General features: G+C 73.2%; 15 protein-coding genes. 3 read left to right on the top strand and 12 right to left on the bottom strand.

Annotation, left to right across the window (positions count from 1 at the left end):
* Window positions 1-28 precede the first annotated feature (28 nt).
* From EF879_RS09590 to EF879_RS09540, 12 genes are all read right to left on the bottom strand, one after another.
* On the bottom strand, window positions 29-682 hold the full coding sequence (locus tag EF879_RS09590) for a TetR/AcrR family transcriptional regulator (protein ID WP_123557052.1): 654 nt from the start codon (window positions 680-682) through the stop codon (window positions 29-31).
* Window positions 577-2,019, bottom strand: a complete 1,443-nt coding sequence (locus EF879_RS09585; protein ID WP_123557051.1) for an isoprenylcysteine carboxylmethyltransferase family protein — start codon at window positions 2,017-2,019, stop codon at window positions 577-579. Before EF879_RS09585 ends, EF879_RS09590 begins: the two co-directional genes overlap by 106 nt.
* Entirely contained in the window at window positions 2,016-2,915 is a 900-nt protein-coding gene (locus EF879_RS09580) for a hypothetical protein (protein ID WP_123557049.1), read from the bottom strand. Before EF879_RS09580 ends, EF879_RS09585 begins: the two co-directional genes overlap by 4 nt.
* A gap of 256 nt (window positions 2,916-3,171) precedes the next feature.
* Complete coding sequence (locus EF879_RS09575) at window positions 3,172-4,323, bottom strand: hypothetical protein (protein WP_148086395.1); 1,152 nt, start codon at window positions 4,321-4,323, stop codon at window positions 3,172-3,174.
* Window positions 4,323-6,938, bottom strand: coding sequence for a S8 family serine peptidase (locus EF879_RS09570; protein WP_123557045.1), 2,616 nt, complete (start codon window positions 6,936-6,938; stop codon window positions 4,323-4,325). The genes EF879_RS09575 and EF879_RS09570 overlap by 1 nt, the downstream gene beginning before the upstream one ends.
* The gene (locus EF879_RS09565) at window positions 6,935-8,179 is read right to left on the bottom strand and encodes a CU044_5270 family protein (RefSeq protein WP_123557043.1); all 1,245 of its coding nucleotides are present in this window, start codon (window positions 8,177-8,179) and stop codon (window positions 6,935-6,937) included. The genes EF879_RS09570 and EF879_RS09565 overlap by 4 nt, the downstream gene beginning before the upstream one ends.
* Window positions 8,179-8,901, bottom strand: coding sequence for an RNA polymerase sigma factor (locus tag EF879_RS09560; RefSeq protein ID WP_123557041.1), 723 nt, complete (start codon window positions 8,899-8,901; stop codon window positions 8,179-8,181). Before EF879_RS09560 ends, EF879_RS09565 begins: the two co-directional genes overlap by 1 nt.
* Before the next feature lie 351 nt (window positions 8,902-9,252).
* Entirely contained in the window at window positions 9,253-9,588 is a 336-nt protein-coding gene (locus EF879_RS09555) for a DUF1416 domain-containing protein (RefSeq protein WP_123558292.1), read from the bottom strand.
* 5 nt (window positions 9,589-9,593) lie between these two features.
* Entirely contained in the window at window positions 9,594-10,442 is an 849-nt protein-coding gene (locus tag EF879_RS09550) for a sulfurtransferase (RefSeq protein WP_123557039.1), read from the bottom strand.
* Between the two features lie 175 nt (window positions 10,443-10,617).
* On the bottom strand, window positions 10,618-10,695 hold the full coding sequence (locus EF879_RS28775; protein ID WP_311202345.1) for an Ms5788A family Cys-rich leader peptide: 78 nt from the start codon (window positions 10,693-10,695) through the stop codon (window positions 10,618-10,620).
* A 94-nt stretch (window positions 10,696-10,789) separates the two neighbouring features.
* Complete coding sequence (locus tag EF879_RS09545; RefSeq protein ID WP_123557037.1) at window positions 10,790-11,602, bottom strand: DUF2993 domain-containing protein; 813 nt, start codon at window positions 11,600-11,602, stop codon at window positions 10,790-10,792.
* Window positions 11,603-11,745: 143 nt separating this feature from the next.
* The gene (locus EF879_RS09540; RefSeq protein WP_123558290.1) at window positions 11,746-12,891 is read right to left on the bottom strand and encodes a hypothetical protein; all 1,146 of its coding nucleotides are present in this window, start codon (window positions 12,889-12,891) and stop codon (window positions 11,746-11,748) included.
* 283 nt (window positions 12,892-13,174) lie between these two features.
* Here EF879_RS09540 and EF879_RS09535 point away from each other — a divergent pair, with 283 nt between their 5' ends.
* The 3 genes from EF879_RS09535 to mshD all read left to right on the top strand — a co-directional run bounded on the left by EF879_RS09535 (window position 13,175) and on the right by mshD (window position 16,268).
* The gene (locus EF879_RS09535) at window positions 13,175-13,888 is read left to right on the top strand and encodes a response regulator transcription factor (protein WP_123557035.1); all 714 of its coding nucleotides are present in this window, start codon (window positions 13,175-13,177) and stop codon (window positions 13,886-13,888) included.
* 233 nt (window positions 13,889-14,121) lie between these two features.
* Window positions 14,122-15,168 carry a polysaccharide deacetylase family protein gene (locus tag EF879_RS09530; protein ID WP_370375487.1) on the top strand — a complete coding sequence of 349 codons (1,047 nt, stop codon included), beginning with the start codon at window positions 14,122-14,124 and terminating at the stop codon, window positions 15,166-15,168.
* Window positions 15,169-15,308: 140 nt separating this feature from the next.
* The gene (gene mshD / locus EF879_RS09525; RefSeq protein WP_123557034.1) at window positions 15,309-16,268 is read left to right on the top strand and encodes a mycothiol synthase; all 960 of its coding nucleotides are present in this window, start codon (window positions 15,309-15,311) and stop codon (window positions 16,266-16,268) included.
* The last annotated feature ends 111 nt before the right edge of the window (window positions 16,269-16,379 follow it).

Raw genomic sequence — 16,379 nt, 5'->3', positions numbered from 1 at the left:
CCGGCGATCTGGGCCGGCTCGCCGACGGTCAGGACCGGCGAGCGGCGACTCGGTTGATGGCGGCCTGTACCGCGCGTCGGGGCACCGGGCCGAGGCTGTCGACGGCGTCGGCGAGGACGGCGAGCTGTTCGAGAGCGGCGATCGCCTGGCTGGCGCCGTCGCCGTCCACTCCCTCGTAGAGTTCGAGCCCGATGAAGGCGGCGGAGAGCGCCCTGGCCAGGCCGCCGATGTCGGCGATCTCCCCGAACGGCGAGCCGGCCAGCACCCGCCGCAGTACCGACTCGATCTCGTTGGTCCAAAGCCGCAGCGCGGCGGCGACCGGCGCGGCGAGACGCGCGTCCTGCTGGGCTCCGGCGAGCAGCTGGGCGAGGACCGAGACGTGGCCGAGCTCCTTCTCGTGGTCGTGCAGGTCCCGACCGACGTCGAGCAGTTCACGCAGTGTCCGTACCTCGGCGAACCGGGGCGCGTAGTGCCGCACCCGGGCGGCGGTACTGGTCGTGCAGGCGACGGCCAGCAGATCGTCGACGCTACCGAAGTGATAGAAGATCAAAGCCTGGTTCACCCCGGCTGCGGCGGCTATGGTCCGGGCGGAGACCCCGGCGATGCCGTGCTGGCGGATGGCCGCGAGCGCGCCGTCGACGAGCCGCTGCTTGGTCTCGAGTCGCTGCTTGGTCTCCGACATCCCTCTCCTCGCCCCACCGGGCCGGGCCGTTCCACCGCGCCAGGCCGCCCGATCCTTCCGACCCCGCCGGCCGGGTGCGGCGGTGCGATCATCGCATCCGCGATGAGCTGGGCCAGCCAGGCCACTCCCGGCAGCCGGAGCAGCCACCCCAGGTAGGCCCAGCCCAGGTGGAGATGGTCCAGGGCGTGCGCGATGGCGGCCACCCCGGCCGCCGCGTACCCGTCGCCGGCCACGTAGCGGGCCCGCCACAGGGTCGGGTGGTGCTCCCCGGCGGGCAGCATGACCAGCTGCCGTGGTCGGCGCGCGCGCAGGAAGGCGCCGACCGCGCGGCACATCGCGCACTCCGCGTCCAGCCACAGCACCGCCGGCCCGGAGCCGGCGGAGGTCACGTTCGAGACCGGCGCCGGGTAGGGCCGCCCGCGCGGCCACCAGGCACGGACCTGGCTCCGGTACGCGCACCAGGCCGCGCCGTACCGCTCGGCGAGGTCCCGCCGCTCGTGCGGGCCGGCGACGGAGGTCGCGAACGCGACCGCGGCCAGCGCCGACACCGCGAGCCAGGCGCTGCGGGTGGCCACGGCCAACACCAGCACCAGGCCGATGCCGCCGAGCTGCATCGGGTTCGCCAGATAGGCGTACGGGCCGGTGGTGACCAGCCGACGCGGCGGGTCCCAGGGGTACGGCGTGCCGTGGCCGCGTACCACAAACTCGCGGACCGCGGCCAGGGCTGGCACCGCGACGAGCAGCCCGACCTGGGCGAGGAGGATGAGCACCTCGCCCGGCAGCCGGGTGAGGTGCGCCCAGGAGCCGTCGCCGTACTCGAAGACCGCGGTCGGCCCGAGCCACAGGGTCAGCGCCGCGAAGACGACGAGTTGCAACGCGGCCCGGGCCCGCAGGTGGCGGCGGTCGGCGCTCCACCGGCCGAGCAGTTGGGCGGGGAGCGCGACCAGGATCAGCCCGACGGCCTCGCCGACCAGCCAGTCCGGCCCGAGCCGAACCAGAGGTTGGAGTTCGGGCATCGCCACCGCGTCAAGCCAGAGCAGCAGGCCGAGCGCCGCCGACAGTGGCAGCACCCGGCGCAGCAGCACCGGTACGGCTCCCCACAGCGCGGCCCAGCCGAGCCACAGGTCGACGGGCATGCCCCGGAACGCACCGTCCACCGGCGCGAAGGAGAACCAGCCAGCCAGCCGGGACAGCTCGTGTAGGGCGGCGATCCCGACCGCCGCGGCGATGCCGGCGAGCAGGGCGGCGAGCCGGCCGTCCCGGCTGCGGTCGGCGCGGGCGGCGAGCAGCACCAGCGCCGCCGGTGCCAGCAGGCAGAGATAGCGGGCGGCGGTCACGTCAGCGCCATCATGTCGAGCAGGTGGGCGGCGCCCTCGTGCACCAGCCCGTCCTGGAGCGGCCCGAAGTACCAGGAGGGGTCGAGCCCACGCCGGTAGGAGACCGTGACCCGGACCTCGGTGTTTCGGGCGTCCACGGCGTGCCAGCTCAGCTCCGCGTGCCGCCAGGTCAGCCAGCGGCCGGTTATCGAGGTGTCCTCGACGAACCGGAACCCGAGCCGGCCCGGCTCGGCCCGCTCGACCTCGGCGACGAGGTGGCCGCCGGGTCCGTGCGACGTGCCGTGGTACGCGAAGACCCAGCGGTCCCCGACGGTCAGTCCGCTACCGGAGACCTGCCGGGGCAGCGGTACGCCGAGCAGCCGCAGCGGGATCGACCGGGCGGCGACCGGTCGCGGCCCCTCGGCGACCCGGGCGGCGACCTGGTCGGCGGGGAGCGCGACCCGCCGGACGACCTCGGCCGACTGCTCCGGTACGACGCGCAGGTCCGCGCTGGTCCCCTCGATCCCGCCGGCCAGCAGCAACGGCAGCACGACCACCGCGTAGGAGGCCCGGTCGACCCGCCGGCAGTAGTTGAGCAACGCGGTGACGCCGTGGACGACGGCGTACACCAGCGGCGCGGCGAGCGCCACGCAGATCGCGCCCTCCTGGAGGAGGACCGAGGCGAGCAGCAGGCAGACCGTGGTGGTCAGGAACACCCGGCCGTGGCTGCTCCGGGCCGGGGTCAGTGCCAACGCCGCCGCCAGCAGCACCGGCAGTCCGACGAAGAGCAGCGCGCTGTCGGCCCGCCCGCTCCGTACCGCGAACCCGAAGACCACGACGCCGAACAGTCCGATGAGGCCGGCCAGGATCCAGTTGGCCCGGCCGGGCCGGAGTCGTCCGTTCTCTGGTTCCGACACGTGCCGCTCCCTCCACCGGCCGGCACGGGTACGTGCCGGCGTCACACCGCTGACCGTTTGAGCGATCGCTCAAACGGTCAGCATGGAGGGTAGGCACAGTTGAGCGTTCGCTCAAGTCCGATTTCGCCCCCAGCCCACCGGCTCGGCGGCATCGCGGTCACGACGGGCCGGGGCCGGTGGGCGGCAGCGGCGGGTGACAGCCGGCGGAGCCGGGGCCCACCATTCGGTCGGCCCCGGCTCCGCCAGGCGCGATCGGCTATGCCGTACCGACCCGGTACGCCCGGATGACGGTCTGCTCCACCGCGTTCCCGTCCACGTCGGTGGCGCTCGCCCGCAGTGACACGTACCCGGCGCGGTCGTGCGGCACCAACGCCCGCCAGCCGGCGCCGTCCCGAAGCACCGGCACCGCCCGCCAGCTCCGGCCGTCGTCATACGAGACGGCGACTTTCACCGCCGCGATCGGCCGCTCGGTCACCCCGTCCTGGCGGTGCACGGACACCCGTACCGGCTGCCGGTCACCGACCGGCACGGTGTTGGTCAGGTCGACCGGGGCGTCCAGGAGCATCCCGAGCAGCGGCAGGGCTCGCCTCGTGGGCTCGGTGCCCGACCGGAAGGTCCAGGAACCGCTGACCTTCGTGCTCAGCTTCCAGCTCGGATGGTTGTGCGTCGCCGAGGCGGTGAGCCGGTACGTCCCCGCCTCGGCCGGTACGGGGAACTGCCCCCGGCCCGGCTCGGCGACGGTGCCGACGAGCCGCCCGTTCCGGTACAGGCTGGTGCTGCCCGTGACAGCGTCATAGTCATCGACCGATTTCGAATGGCCGGCGGCGTCGACGTACATCGGCAGCAGCACGTCGATGACGTCCCCCTGCCTGTTCACCCACGGCCTGTCGGCGTACCCCGGTGTCGGTCCGGTCAACGCCGGTCCCACCACCGCCTTGTCCCAGCTCACCTCCGGGTTGGCCCCCGGGTGCAGGTTCAGCTCGGCTGCTGCCTGGTTTCGCGACACATCGTTTCCGAACAGGATCCGCCAGCTCCCCGGCGTGTAGTACTCGGTACGACGCAGCGGTGCCTGCACCGCGATCGGCTGGAACATCGCGTAGATGTCGTCATGGACCCGAAACTGCGAGCTCGTATCCTGTCCCCCCAGGCCCGCGTCGTGATAACTGGTCGGGACGGCGGCCAGCTCCGCGGTCGTCGGCCGGTACGCCAGGTCCGGCGGCACCGCGCCCCGTGCCTCGTGCACCAGTTGGCAACGGTACGGGCTGATTGAATGCCCGACTACGGTCGCGGTGAGCACGCCGGCACCGGCGAGTTCGACAAAGCGGTCGAGTCCCGGCCCGCCGGGCGACGACGTGATGGTCGGCAGGGCGAGCGGTTCGCCCGCCCAGGTGAACTGTCCGGTCGCCATCAGCACCATTCGAGCACCCCGCTCCCGGAGCTGCCGCACCACCGGCTCAAGCGCGAACCATCCTCGGGAGAGGTGAGCACCGCGAGCGCGTCGGCGACGTTCACATCGGGCAGTTCCCCGTCCGGTCCGACCGTGAGCCGGACGGCCGGTAGCTGTGCGGTCCCCTCGAACGGTGGGTTCGAGCCGGGCTGCCACAGCCATCCAGACCAGACCCGGAACCGTTCCGGCGCGGCCGCGGACAGCTCCAGCATCGGCCGTTCCAAGACGGCCATGTCAACGAGGCGGAACTCCTCGCTGCTCACCCCGGGTGCGCTGCCCACCAGCACCTCCTGCCACCCCGGGATGAACATGGTCTCCACGCCGTGGTCGGGTATACCGACCCCCCTCACCCAAAGGTCGATGGTCCGGAGACCGGCGGTCGCTGCCGGTTGGTCGGCCACCTCGAGGGGTATGGCCCGGGCCCATCGGGTGTCCAGGGTGACCGCGGTGTCGTCAGCGACCGTCAGCCGCGGGTGGCTGAGCACGGCGACCCGAGTCCCGCCGTACGGCTTATCCGGAAGCTCAACCTTGGTCACCAGGACGTACCGCCCGACGGGCAGCGACACCGTGCCCGATCCGGTCACCGACTCCCAAATGCCGCCCGTCGTCGCGTCGGCGCCAATCACCTCCGTGCTGGCCTCGGTCGGCATTCCCTGCTCGTCCAGGACCCGGATGCTGACCTCGTGCGTCTCGGCGGCCTGCCGCACCCCGACCAGGGTTCGCACGCTGCTGTCGCCAGCGGTGGCGATCACGACCCCGCCGTACGTCCCGGCCTGTTCCTGACCGGCGAACCGCACCGGTACGGAGGCCTTACCCCGGGCCGGCACGGTGAGGGTCGTCGTGCCGAGCGTGACCAGTCCATCGGGGGCCGGCTTGCCGGCGGTGTCGGTCAGGCTCACGGACAGCCGCAGGGTGACCGGCTCGGAGCCGTCGTTACGGTAGGTCAGCTCCCGGGTCTCCCCGGTCGCCCCCCAGTCCAGTTCGACGTCGAGGGTGGACACGTCGGCCCGGACCGGCTGGGTGACGGCCCGAGCCACGTCGAGCCGGCCGGCGCCGACGTCGAAGACCCGGGAGTCCCGGGCCGGCGCCGCGGCACCGACCAGGGCGGCCTTGAGCTGCGCACCGGTCCAGTCGGGGTGTTGCTGCGCCAGGATCGCCGCCGCCCCGGCGACGTGCGGTGCGGCCATCGACGTACCGGAGAGCGGCACGTGGTCGGGGTCACCGGCGATCTCCGGGTAGGTCCCGGTCGCCCGGGCGGCCACGATCGCCTCGCCCGGCGCGGCCAGCTCGGGCTTCATCGCCCCGTCTCCGAACCGGGGACCCCGGCTGGAGAAGTCGCTGATCCGGTCGGTCGAGTCCACGCTGGAGACCGCGAGCGCGGCGTCGGCGCTGGCCGGCGACGACACCGGCGCGTTCGCCCCTCTGTTGCCGGCGGAGGCCACGAAGAGCGTGCCGTGGTCCGCGCTGAGCTGGTTGATCGCCTGGCTGACCGGGTCGGTGCCGTCGGTTGTCGGGCCGCCGAGGCTCAGGTTCACCACCTTCGCCCCGGCCTCGGTGACCGCCCACTCCAGGCCGGCGAGGATCCAGTCCTCAGCGCCGCTGCCGGACTCGTCGAGCACCTTGCCCACCGCCAGCTTCGCGTCCGGGGCCACCCCGCGATGCCGGCCGTCCGGCCCCGAGCCGGCGACGGTCGCCGCCACGTGCGTACCGTGGCCGTACCGGTCCTCGACATCGCCGGTCCCGGTGAAGTCCTCCGCCGCCGAGACCCGGCCGGCCAGGTCCGGATGGTCGGTGTCGTAGCCGGAGTCCAGCACCGCCACCGTGACACCCTTGCCGGTGTAGCCGGCCTGCCAGGCCGCGGGTGCGCCGACCTGGGGCACGCTGCGCTCCAGGGCCGCCCGGTAGCGGGCGTTCAACCACACCTTGCGAACCCCGCCCCGGATGCTCCGCGCACCCGGGTTCGCCTGACGTACCAGGTCCGTCCAGAACCGGGCCGCCGCCTTCTTCGGCTGGTCGTTGGCGGTCAGGTTCAGCCCAGCCAACACCCGGCGGGCCTTCGTCCCGGCCAGCGGGGCCGCCCGTCGAGCCTGGCCGGAGTCGGCGTACTCGACCAGCAGCGGCAGCACCTGGCTGCTGGCGTCGTCGTACCCCTGCCGCAGCAGGCCGGTGATGTTGAACAGCCGCGTGTCGAGCAGGTCGGCCTTGATCAGCGGGATGGCGTCGGTGGGGATCAGGTACCAGTCGCCGTCCTGCTGGTAGCGGGAGTACGAGACGAGGCGGGGCGGGGCCGCGCCGGTGATGTCTCGCGCGGCAGCCGGCACGATCGACGGCCCGCCGACCGGATCGAGTCGGACCACGTCCCCGGTGATCAGCGTGACGGTGCCGGCGGCACCGGGCACCGACGAGTCGGCACCGGCCGTAACGGTGGCGCCGGCGGTCCCCGCCGATCCGCTGGCGGGAACGCCGGCCGCGCCGTACGACGGCGTGAGCGCGAGGATCGCGGAGGTGGTGAGGCCGGCGGCCAACAGCCGCGTGCCGGCGCCGCCAACCCGGGGCAGATGCTTCCGCGCGGTCATCGGACCTCACCCGGGTGGTCGACGACTTTGAACGTTGGGACGTCCTGGGCTACGACGGTGCCGGCCGGGTACTCCTTCGTCGCCCGGACTTTCACCGTACGGAACCCGAGCAGCTCCCGACCGCTGATGTCGAAGACCAGTTCCTCCCGTACGGTGTCGTCCGCGGTCGGGTCGTTGACCCGGCCGATCGCGACCCCCTGCCGTCCGCCCAGCTCGACCCGACCGTCGATCCGCTCGACCCCGGGGATCAGGGCGACCGCCTGGTAGAGCGCGGCCCGGACCTCCGGCGGCACGATCGGCGCGGCAACCCGGAGCAGGTCCAGGATCGCGGTGAAGACCTCCTGGTCGGCGGAGTGCTTGTTCTGGTCGCCGACGTCCTGCCGCACCTTTGCGAGCAGCCGGGCCGGATCGGTCGGCAGGCTCGCCAGGTACTCCGGCGTCGGCTGATACCACTCGCCGGGATCCCGGGTCACCCCGCAGGCCGTGCAGCCGGTGGGCGGCTCGTAGCCGGACGCCGGGCCGTGCTCCTCGACCCTTGGCGAGGGGGTCAGGTCGTACCCGAGCTTCCGGGCCGCCTCGGCGTCCGCCGGAGTGAGCGGCGTACGGCTGGCATCCTCCGTGATCCGCAGCCGTGCCGATGTCAGGCCCTGAGGGCTGTACCAGTTCTCGTGCCGGCGACCCACCCAGATCCTGGCCACCGGCCCGTCGCCCTCGACGTCGCCGATCACGTGCAGGTACCGCTCCTCGCCCACCCGGTAGATGAACTGGTCGGGCCGGATCTCGACGGCCGGAGCATGCCGGGCGTTCGCGGCGGCCAGCCGCAGCACCACCCCGGCGTCGTCGCCGTCGCCGATCGCCACGCCGGCCGGGGCGCTGGCCACCCCGCTCTGGTCGGGGCCGCCCGGGACCGCCGCCGTCGGACCGAGGATCGCGGGTACGACCAGCGCCGCGGCGACCGCTCCGGAGATCCCGAGGCCGCCGAGCGACCAGCTCCACCACCGGCTCTGGGGTCGGCTGGCCCGGCCCACCTGCCGGGTACGCCCCAGCGCCGCCACGTACCGCCGCCGCCGTCCCAGCGCCGCGTATCGCCGGCGCCGATCCGGCGCCGAGGCGGTGTCCGCCTGGCCGACCGCCTCAGCCCGGGCCTGCTCCAGCAGCGCCAACCGGGCCCGGGCCATCGTCTCGGGGGACGGCGTCGGCGCGTCTCCCAGTAGCTCGCGGATCATTCGCAGGTCATCCATCACAGGTCCCCTGAGTTTTGTTCGTGGCGGGTCGGATCGGCACCGCCCAGTGCCGCGCGCACCTTGCGCCGCGCCCGGTTGAGCCGGGAGCAGACGGTGCCGTAGGGAATTCCGAGCGCTGCCGCGACCTCGTGGTAGTCGAGATCGCCGAACGCGACGAGCAACAGCACGTCGCGGTCCCGGGCCGAGAGTGCGGCGAGCGCCGCGGCCAGATCGCGCTGGATACTCTGCGCGCTGACCATCGTGGCGATCCGCTCGTCGTGGCCGACGACGGACCGGTCCCGCGGTGCCCGGGCGAGTGCCCGGTAGCGCCGTTCCTCGCTGCGCCGGTGCCGGCGGACGAGGTTCGTGGCGATGCCGTACAGCCACGCCCGGACGTACCCGCCCGAGGTGGCACCGTCGGCGCGGCGGGTCCCGGTGCCGAGCCCACCGTCGGCGGGGTCGCCGGTGTCGAAACGGGTCCGTTTGTCGAAGGCGATCAGGAAGGTCTCCGCCGCCAGGTCGTCGGCGACGGACGGGCCGAGCCGGTTGGCGACGAACCGATGGATCTCCCGGTAGTACCGGTCGAAGAGCACGGCGAACCGTTCCGGCTCCACGCGGGACTGTCTGATCAGGTCGACGTCGTCGACATTCCCGATGTCGACGACGGCGCCGGCGTCGACCGCACGCACCACCTCCGGTAGCGCAATCTCCGGCGGCACGGTCTCCGGTGGCGCGGTCATGAGAAGCGTCCGGTCATCGAGTGGGCCTCCCAGGCGCGTGGTTGGAACCAACACCCCTGTACGCCCGATGGCGATCCCGCCCTTCACGCCCCGGCAGTGGAGACCCGGCACCCGCCGTAGCGCCCGGCGCTGTACGGGTCGTCGCGCGCGGCGCGCGGTGCCGTACAGGTCGGCGGCGGGGCCGGACATGACGCGGCCCCGCCGATCAGGTGGGATCGGCGGGGCCGAATGATGTCGCGGACGCCGGCTGGCAACCGTACGGTGCTGGCTGGCAACCGTCAGGGACGCCGGTCAGCGGTGTTAACAGGGGACCCTTCCTCTACCAGAAGCGATAAAAGGGGGCCCTTCCTTTCACTCAAGGCCGACGGTGACGGAGACCTGGTTGATGCCCTGGCCGGCGGTGACCGACGCGTCGCCGTTGCCGTGCCGGGAGAGTGCCCGCAGGGTCCAGGTACCGGGCGCGGCGAAGAACCGGAACTGCCCAGCCGCCGAGGTGACCACCTCGGCGGTGAACTCGCCGGACGAATCGAGGAGCCGGACGTACGCCCCGGGCACGGCCTCCCCGTTCGCGGCGCTGACGACCCCGGTGATCACGGTCTCCTTTTCGAGGTCGAGGCTGACCGGAAGCGGCGCGGCCTGGTCGGGGGCGGCGCAGCCGGCGGCGGAGGGGGCGACGGGTGTGGTCATCTGCCTCACGCCTTCCCGGGCTCGTCGCCGAGCGCCACCGGTACGCCGACCAGCGAGCCGTACTCGGTCCAGGATCCGTCGTAGTTCTTCACGTTCTGGTGACCCAGCAGCTCGTGCAGGACGAACCAGGTGTGCGAGGAACGCTCGCCGATCCGGCAGTAGGCGATGGTGTCCTTGCTGTCGTCCAGCCCCGCCTCGGCGTAGATCTTGCGCAGCTCGTCGTCGGACTTGAAGGTGCCGTCCTCGTTCGCCGCCTTCGACCACGGCACGTTCACCGCGGTCGGGATGTGGCCGGCCCGCTGCGCCTGCTCCTGCGGCAGGTGCGCCGGAGCGAGCAGCCGGCCCGCGTACTCGTCGGGGGAGCGCACGTCGACCAGGTTCTTCGCGCCGATCGCGCTGACCACCTCGTCGCGGAAGGCCCGGATGGAGAGGTCGGGCTCCTGCGCGACGTACTGCGTCTTGGGCCGGGTCACCACCTCGGTGGTGAGCGGGCGGGCGTCCAGCTCCCACTTCTTGCGGCCACCGTCGAGCAGCTTCACGTTCTTGTGGCCGTAGAGCTTGAAGTACCAGTACGCGTACGCCGCGAACCAGTTGTTGTTGCCGCCGTAGAGCACGACGGTGTCGTCGTTGCTGATGCCCCGCTCGGAGAGGAGCGCCTCGAACTGCTCCTTGTTGACGAAGTCCCGGCGCACCGGATCCTGCAGGTCCTTCTTCCAGTCGAGCTTGATCGCACCGGCGATGTGCCCGCCGTCGTAGGCGGTGGTGTCCTCGTCAACCTCGACGAAGACCACGCCGGGGGCGTCGAGGTTCTTCTCAGCCCAGTCGGCCGAAACGAGTGCGGTGTCGCGACTCATCAGATCACTCCTTGTGAGGATTGGGGTGGTGAGCCTGCGCGTGCCGGTCGACCAAAGCAGTGTTGTCGCATGTCACGCGCGGGACCCAGGGAAGGACGGATCACGGGACGTGCGACGGCGCCGCTGCCGGGCGTGGGAAAAACTCAGAGGGTACGCAGAGAGAGCAGCCCCGCCGTCAGATGACGGGGCGACAGAGGCAGGTGGCCACGCGGCACAGGTCGACCGCGCGCCGTTTGGTGAGGAGCGTCCCCATGGTGACGCAGCCTACCAGCGTCGTGACCTCGTGACGATGGGCCGACCACGATCCGGGATCCCGGACGGCCCGGCCGGGGGCCGCCTCGCCGCGCTCAGCGTACGTCGTTCAGCGCCACGTCCCGGGCGGTGCCGCTGATCCGAAGTCCTTCCGGCAGCGGCCGGATCTCGGTCACCTCGACCGGGAACGGGAGCACCGGCAGCGGCAGCCGGACCGTGAGCTGCTCGGCGAACGCCTCGACGAAGGAGCGGACCGCCGGGTTGTCCGGCAGGTCGTCCGCGGTGAGGTCGGAGAACGTGATGAGGACGTCGTCGCCCTCCGGGGTCAGCCGGGCATTGCCGCGCACGGTGAGCCGCTGGTTGATGATCGGCACCTCCACCGGCGCGGTGACGACGAGGTTGCCGCCCTCCTCGGCGAGCTGCACACCCGGGTGGTCGATCAGCTTCACCACGCTGTCGTACGCGACGATGCACGTGCCCTGAACGGTCTCGGCGACGATGTCGGCCCGGCCGGAGCGGAGCGCGTCGAGCGGCGCGTCGACGCCCCGGGCGTCGACCGTCGCCTCCGGCACCGACACCGTCACGCCCCCGTTCCCGGCCGGGCCGCGTACGTCGTGCAGCACGATCCGGATCGAGTCGTACCTGCCGTTGACGACCTGCGTGAGGAACGGGAAGCCGCCCACCGTCACCTCGGGCGCGGTGGACTGCACGTCGCGCCGGGTCAGCTCCTGGTCGACGCGGTCCGCGATGACCCGCCCGGCGACTCCCGCGGCGACCCGGTCCGCCACCGCGAGCAGCGCACCCAGGACGAGGACGACGACGGCCAGGGCGACCAGCAGCCGCCGTCCCCGGCGCCGACGCGGCCGTTCCCGGTACGTCCTCCCCGTCGCCGGATAACTCTCCGCCACGCCCGCTCCCCCTGATCCCGTCTCGATGCCGCCGACGGTTCGGCCCGTGGACCACTATCTACCCGAGACGACACATCTCCCAACCGTCGACACCACGCGTCGCCCCGCGGCACGGTGTCTGTCCGCGCCGCGGGTCACCGGGGTCAGAGGAAGAAGACGCTCATCGCGTAGGCCACCGGGGCGGCCAGGGCAAAGCCACCGAGCGGTCCCTGCATGTGCCGGGCCACCCACATGGTCGGCGGTTCCCCGGCCATCTGCCGCCCCGCCTCGGCGTACCCGACGCCGAGGTCGACCAGGACGGCGGAGGCCGCCGCGACCAGGCCGACCACCGCCCCGCTGCTCGGGGTGAAGCCGACCAGGAAGCTGCCGAGCACGGCCGCGGCCAGCGTGCCGGCCATCGCTCCGACCACCACGCCGGACGCGCCCCGCGGCACCTGCGGGGCCAGCCGGGGCCAGGGCAGCACCGCGTCGGTCAGCCGGGCAACCGCCAACGCGACGCCGGTCGCGGCCAGGCAGACGTAGATCGCCTGGGTGCCGATCGGGATCCGGCTGAGGACGACGAGGGTGGCGAACGCCACCACGCCGACGACGATGAGCAGGGTGGCGCCGAGGGAGTCGGTGACCCGGATGCGGTCCTCCCGGCGGACGAGCTGGCCGAGCACCCCGACGACGAAGCCAGCCGCGGCGACGTACCCGAGCGGGCCGAGCGCGGCGATCTTCGGCAGGACGGCGGCGGCGTCGGCGGCACCGGCCACCACCACCGAGACCGCGGCGACGACCGGCAGCGCGGGTGGACGCATCGCCATCGTCCAGGCGAGTACGAAGAGCAACTGCACTCCGAAGACCACCACGGCGAACGGGACCCGGGCGCCGGGGCCGGCGGTGTAGGCGCCGAAGATCAGGCCGAGGCCGAGCAGCCCGGAGAAGCCGGCGACCGCGACCGACAGCAGACGCCGGACCGGTACGGCCGGCGTCTCCTGGTCGTCGTCGCCGGTCGGGTCGTCGGCGGGGCCGGAGCGGGCGCCCGCGTCCGTCCGGTCGGACGGCTCGCTGCGGCTCACCGGCTCGGCACGGCCGGGCGCCGGCTCGGGACGGGCGGCCGGCTCGGGTCGGCGCGGGTCGTCGAACGGGCGTGGGCCGCCGAACGCCCCCGGCCCCCCCGGGCCACGGGTGGACTCGGGGCCGGCGGGGTGGCCGCGGTGCTCCGGCGCGCGGCGCGGTCCGGCCGGGCCCGGGCGACCATCCGCCCACGGGTCCCGACCTGTCTCCGGTGGCGTGGAGGGGTACACGCCCTGATCGTGCCAGATCGCCCGCGCGACGCGCCGACGCCCGAAGCCCCGAAACGGAAAGTCGCCGGTCATGGCCGATCCCTCGCCGGTTATGGCCGACCCCACAGTCGTTCGGACGAACGTGTGGGAACGCTCCGCCGAACTTCCGATAAGCTCGATTCCTACCCGCCCGTCAGTGAAGCCGGGACGCCCCTCAGTATCCAGCGGTTCCCGGCCATCGCCGGCCCGCCGCTGGCCACACCGCGCGGCCCCTGGTCGGCGCCGCCGGGGACGGAGGTGATGTGTGGAAATCCTGCTGCTGGTGACCTCGCGCGCAGGCGAACCGTCCGTCGTGCTGCCGGCACTCGACCTGCTCCCCCACTCCGTGCGCACCGCCCCGCGGGACGTGCGCACCCTCGTCACCGGGCCTAGCCCGGACGCCGTACTGGTCGACGCCCGCTCGGAGCTGAGCGAGGCCCGGGCCACCTGCCGGATGCTGCACGCCACCGGGCTCGGGGTGCCGCTGATGGCGGTGGTGACCGAGGCGGGGCTGATCGCCCTGAACGCGGACTGGGGCGTGGACGACGTGATCCTCGCCAGCGCCGGCCCGGCCGAGGTCGAGGCCCGGCTGCGGCTCGCGGTCGGACGGCTGAGCAACGCGTCCGCCGCGGCCGGCGGGCTGATCCGGGCCGGGGATCTGACCATCGACCCCGACACGTACGCCGCCAGGCTCAAGGGGCGGCCGCTCGACCTGACGTACAAGGAGTTCGAGCTGCTCAAGTTCCTCGCCCAGCACCCGGGTCGGGTCTTCACCCGAGACCAGCTGCTGCGGGAGGTCTGGGGCTACGACTACTTCGGCGGTACCCGCACCGTCGACGTACACGTCCGGCGGCTACGCGCCAAGCTCGGCTCGGAGTACGAGTCGATGATCGGCACCGTCCGGCAGGTCGGCTACAAGTTCGTCACCCCGCCGTCCCGGCCGCTGCCGGAGTCGGAGGGCATGCCGCTGCCGGTCTGACCGGGCACGACGACATCCCAGGGGCCACCCGGCATCCGCCGGGTGGCCCCTGGCGTCTGGCTGGCGCCTGTTCGGGGCACGGAATTATCGCCGCAGAGGCCGTGACAAAACGGACGGCTCGCCCCCGTTGCGATACAGAGGAAGGGGTGAATACGAGAAACACTAACTATTCGGGCATTTGTTACGTATCCTGTATCCGGAAACATCCGAGGAGGCAGGGTGACATCGGCAATATCTCTGGCGGTCCGCTGATGGGCACGATGTCGCGGGGGCGGATGGTGGCCGTCGCGGCCGTCGTCACCACCGCGATCCTCGGCAGCACGTACCTGCTGGGCCGCAGCCTGGGCATGTCCGGCGTGGGACCGGAGCGACCGGCAGCGAGCCGGGTCGAGGCCGGGTCGGCGTACCCGGCCGGCGCCGGTCCGGAGGGCGAGGCGGGCTTCGGCACCGGGACGGAGCCCGAAGCGACCTCCGGTGACGAACCCGACGACGGGAGCGCCGGCGCGGGGTCGCGGGACCGCGAACCGACCCCGTCGACGACCGCCACCCCGGCGCCCTCCGGCTCCGGTACGGGGGACCACGCGCGGGGGCACGAGGGCCAGCTGCCGCCGGAGCCGAGCGGGCCGCAGGGGGCCCGCCGCACCACAGGCTCGTCGGACGTCGCGCTCACCTTCGACGACGGCCCCGATCCCCGGTTCACCCCGCAGGTCCTCGCCCTGCTACGCAGGTTCCAGGTCAAGGCCACGTTCTGCCTGGTCGGCGAGAACGTGCGGGCGTACCCGGAACTGGTCCGGGCGATCGCCGCCGACGGACACACCCTCTGCAACCATTCCTGGTCACACGACGTCGACCTGGGCAAACGCCCGTACGCCACGATCCTGGCCGACCTGAGGCGGACCAGCGACGCGATCCGGGCGGTGGCTCCCGGGGCGGTCGTCGCCTACTACCGGCAGCCCGGGGGGAACTGGACCGCCTCGGTGGCGGCGGCGGCCCGACAGCTCGGCATGACACCGCTGCACTGGACGGTGGACCCGCGGGACTGGGCCCGCCCCGGAGCGGGCAACATCGTCACGACGGTCACCACCCGGACCTTTCCCGGCGCCATCGTGCTGCTGCACGACGCCGGGGGCGACCGCCGCGGCACGGTGAGCGCGCTGTACCCGATCCTCGTCACCCTGGGTCGGCGGTACGCGCTGGCCGCCCTGCCGACCGGCACGCCCACGGAACACCCCGTCGGCACCGACGCCGACCGGACCAGCGCCGGCCGAGGGGTGGGCTAGCCGTCCGGCGGGACGGTCGGAGGGCGTCCGCACCCCGGCCGGCTCCCACCCGGACCATCGGCTCTGCCCAAACCCATCGGCTCGGCCAGGGACGGGGCTGGCCGCCACGGTCGGGCCGCGGGTGGGTCTACGGTAGGAGGATGATCAGCGAGACCCCGGCGGAGCAGCGGATCAGCCGACTCGACGTGCTCGGCCCGGACGAGGTGGCGGCGGTACACGAGCTCGTCGCCGCGGCCGGCGCCGCCGATGGGGCGGATCCCCTCGACGAACACGTCACGCTGCGGCTCCGGCATCCCGTCGCGGGCGCCACCCACCTGCTCGCCCGGCAGCCGGACGGGTCACCGGTCGGGTACGCGTACCTGGAGCCCGCTCCGACGCCCGGCGAGTTCTCCGCGGGGCTCGTCGTGCACCCCGGATACCGTCGGCGAGGACTGGGCCGGGCCCTGGTCGAGGTGGTACGGGCGACGGCGGGCGACGGCCGCCTCCTGGTCTGGGCCCACGGCGACCACCCGTCCGCGGCCGCGCTCGCCCTCGACCTGGGCTTCGCCCGGGCCCGGGTGCTCTGGCAGCTCCGCCGCTCGCTGCGGGGTCCGCTCCCCGAACCCCACCTGCCGGACGGCGTGTCCCTGCGGGCGTTCCGGCCGGGCGCCGACGACGCGGCCTGGCTGCGGGTCAACCGTCGCGCCTTCGCCAACCATCCCGAACAGGGCCGGTGGGACGAGACCGACCTGCGGCTGCGCCTCGCCGAGCCGTGGTTCGACCCGGCCGGCTTCCTGCTCGCCGTGGAGTCCGCGACCGGACGGGTGCTCGGCTTCCACTGGACGAAGGTGCACCGCCGCGACGGAGGTGGCGAGGCTGGCCCGGTCGAGCCAGTCGGCGAGGTCTACGTCCTCGGCGTCGATCCGGACGCCCACGGCCGCGGCCTGGGCAGGGCCCTCACCCTCGCCGGACTGCACCACCTGCGCGCCGCCGGGCTGACCCGGGTGATGCTCTACGTCGACGAGTCGAACAACGGCGCGGTGGCGCTCTACACCCGGCTCGGCTTCGACACCTGGGTACGGCACGTGCAGTACCGCTGGCCCGCCACCACCGCCGACTGACGCGACGGACCCGTCGGGACGGGGCCGGGACGGTGACCCGTGCGCCGGGTGACCACGCGGGGTCGGCCGTGGGGGGCGGCTTCGCCGGTGTCCACGGCGTACGCCGACGAA

Source organism: Micromonospora sp. HM5-17, from assembly GCF_003762835.1.
Lineage (GTDB): Bacteria > Actinomycetota > Actinomycetes > Mycobacteriales > Micromonosporaceae > Plantactinospora.
Note: the sequence above shows the minus strand (reverse complement) of the source record. Positions and strands in the feature narration are given on the sequence as shown.

What these genes read in the sequence shown, in the direction of transcription:
- EF879_RS09590 (WP_123557052.1), bottom strand. Translation starts at nt 682, where the DNA reads ATGTCGGAGACCAAGCAGCGACTCGAGACCAAGCAGCGGCTCGTCGAC.
- EF879_RS09575 (WP_148086395.1), bottom strand. Translation starts at nt 4,323, where the DNA reads ATGGCGACCGGACAGTTCACCTGGGCGGGCGAACCGCTCGCCCTGCCG.
- EF879_RS09570 (WP_123557045.1), bottom strand. Translation starts at nt 6,938, where the DNA reads ATGACCGCGCGGAAGCATCTGCCCCGGGTTGGCGGCGCCGGCACGCGG.
- EF879_RS09565 (WP_123557043.1), bottom strand. Translation starts at nt 8,179, where the DNA reads ATGGATGACCTGCGAATGATCCGCGAGCTACTGGGAGACGCGCCGACG.
- EF879_RS09560 (WP_123557041.1), bottom strand. Translation starts at nt 8,901, where the DNA reads ATGACCGCGCCACCGGAGACCGTGCCGCCGGAGATTGCGCTACCGGAG.
- EF879_RS09555 (WP_123558292.1), bottom strand. Translation starts at nt 9,588, where the DNA reads ATGACCACACCCGTCGCCCCCTCCGCCGCCGGCTGCGCCGCCCCCGAC.
- EF879_RS09550 (WP_123557039.1), bottom strand. Translation starts at nt 10,442, where the DNA reads ATGAGTCGCGACACCGCACTCGTTTCGGCCGACTGGGCTGAGAAGAAC.
- EF879_RS28775 (WP_311202345.1), bottom strand. Translation starts at nt 10,695, where the DNA reads ATGGGGACGCTCCTCACCAAACGGCGCGCGGTCGACCTGTGCCGCGTG.
- mshD (WP_123557034.1), top strand. Translation starts at nt 15,309, where the DNA reads ATGATCAGCGAGACCCCGGCGGAGCAGCGGATCAGCCGACTCGACGTG.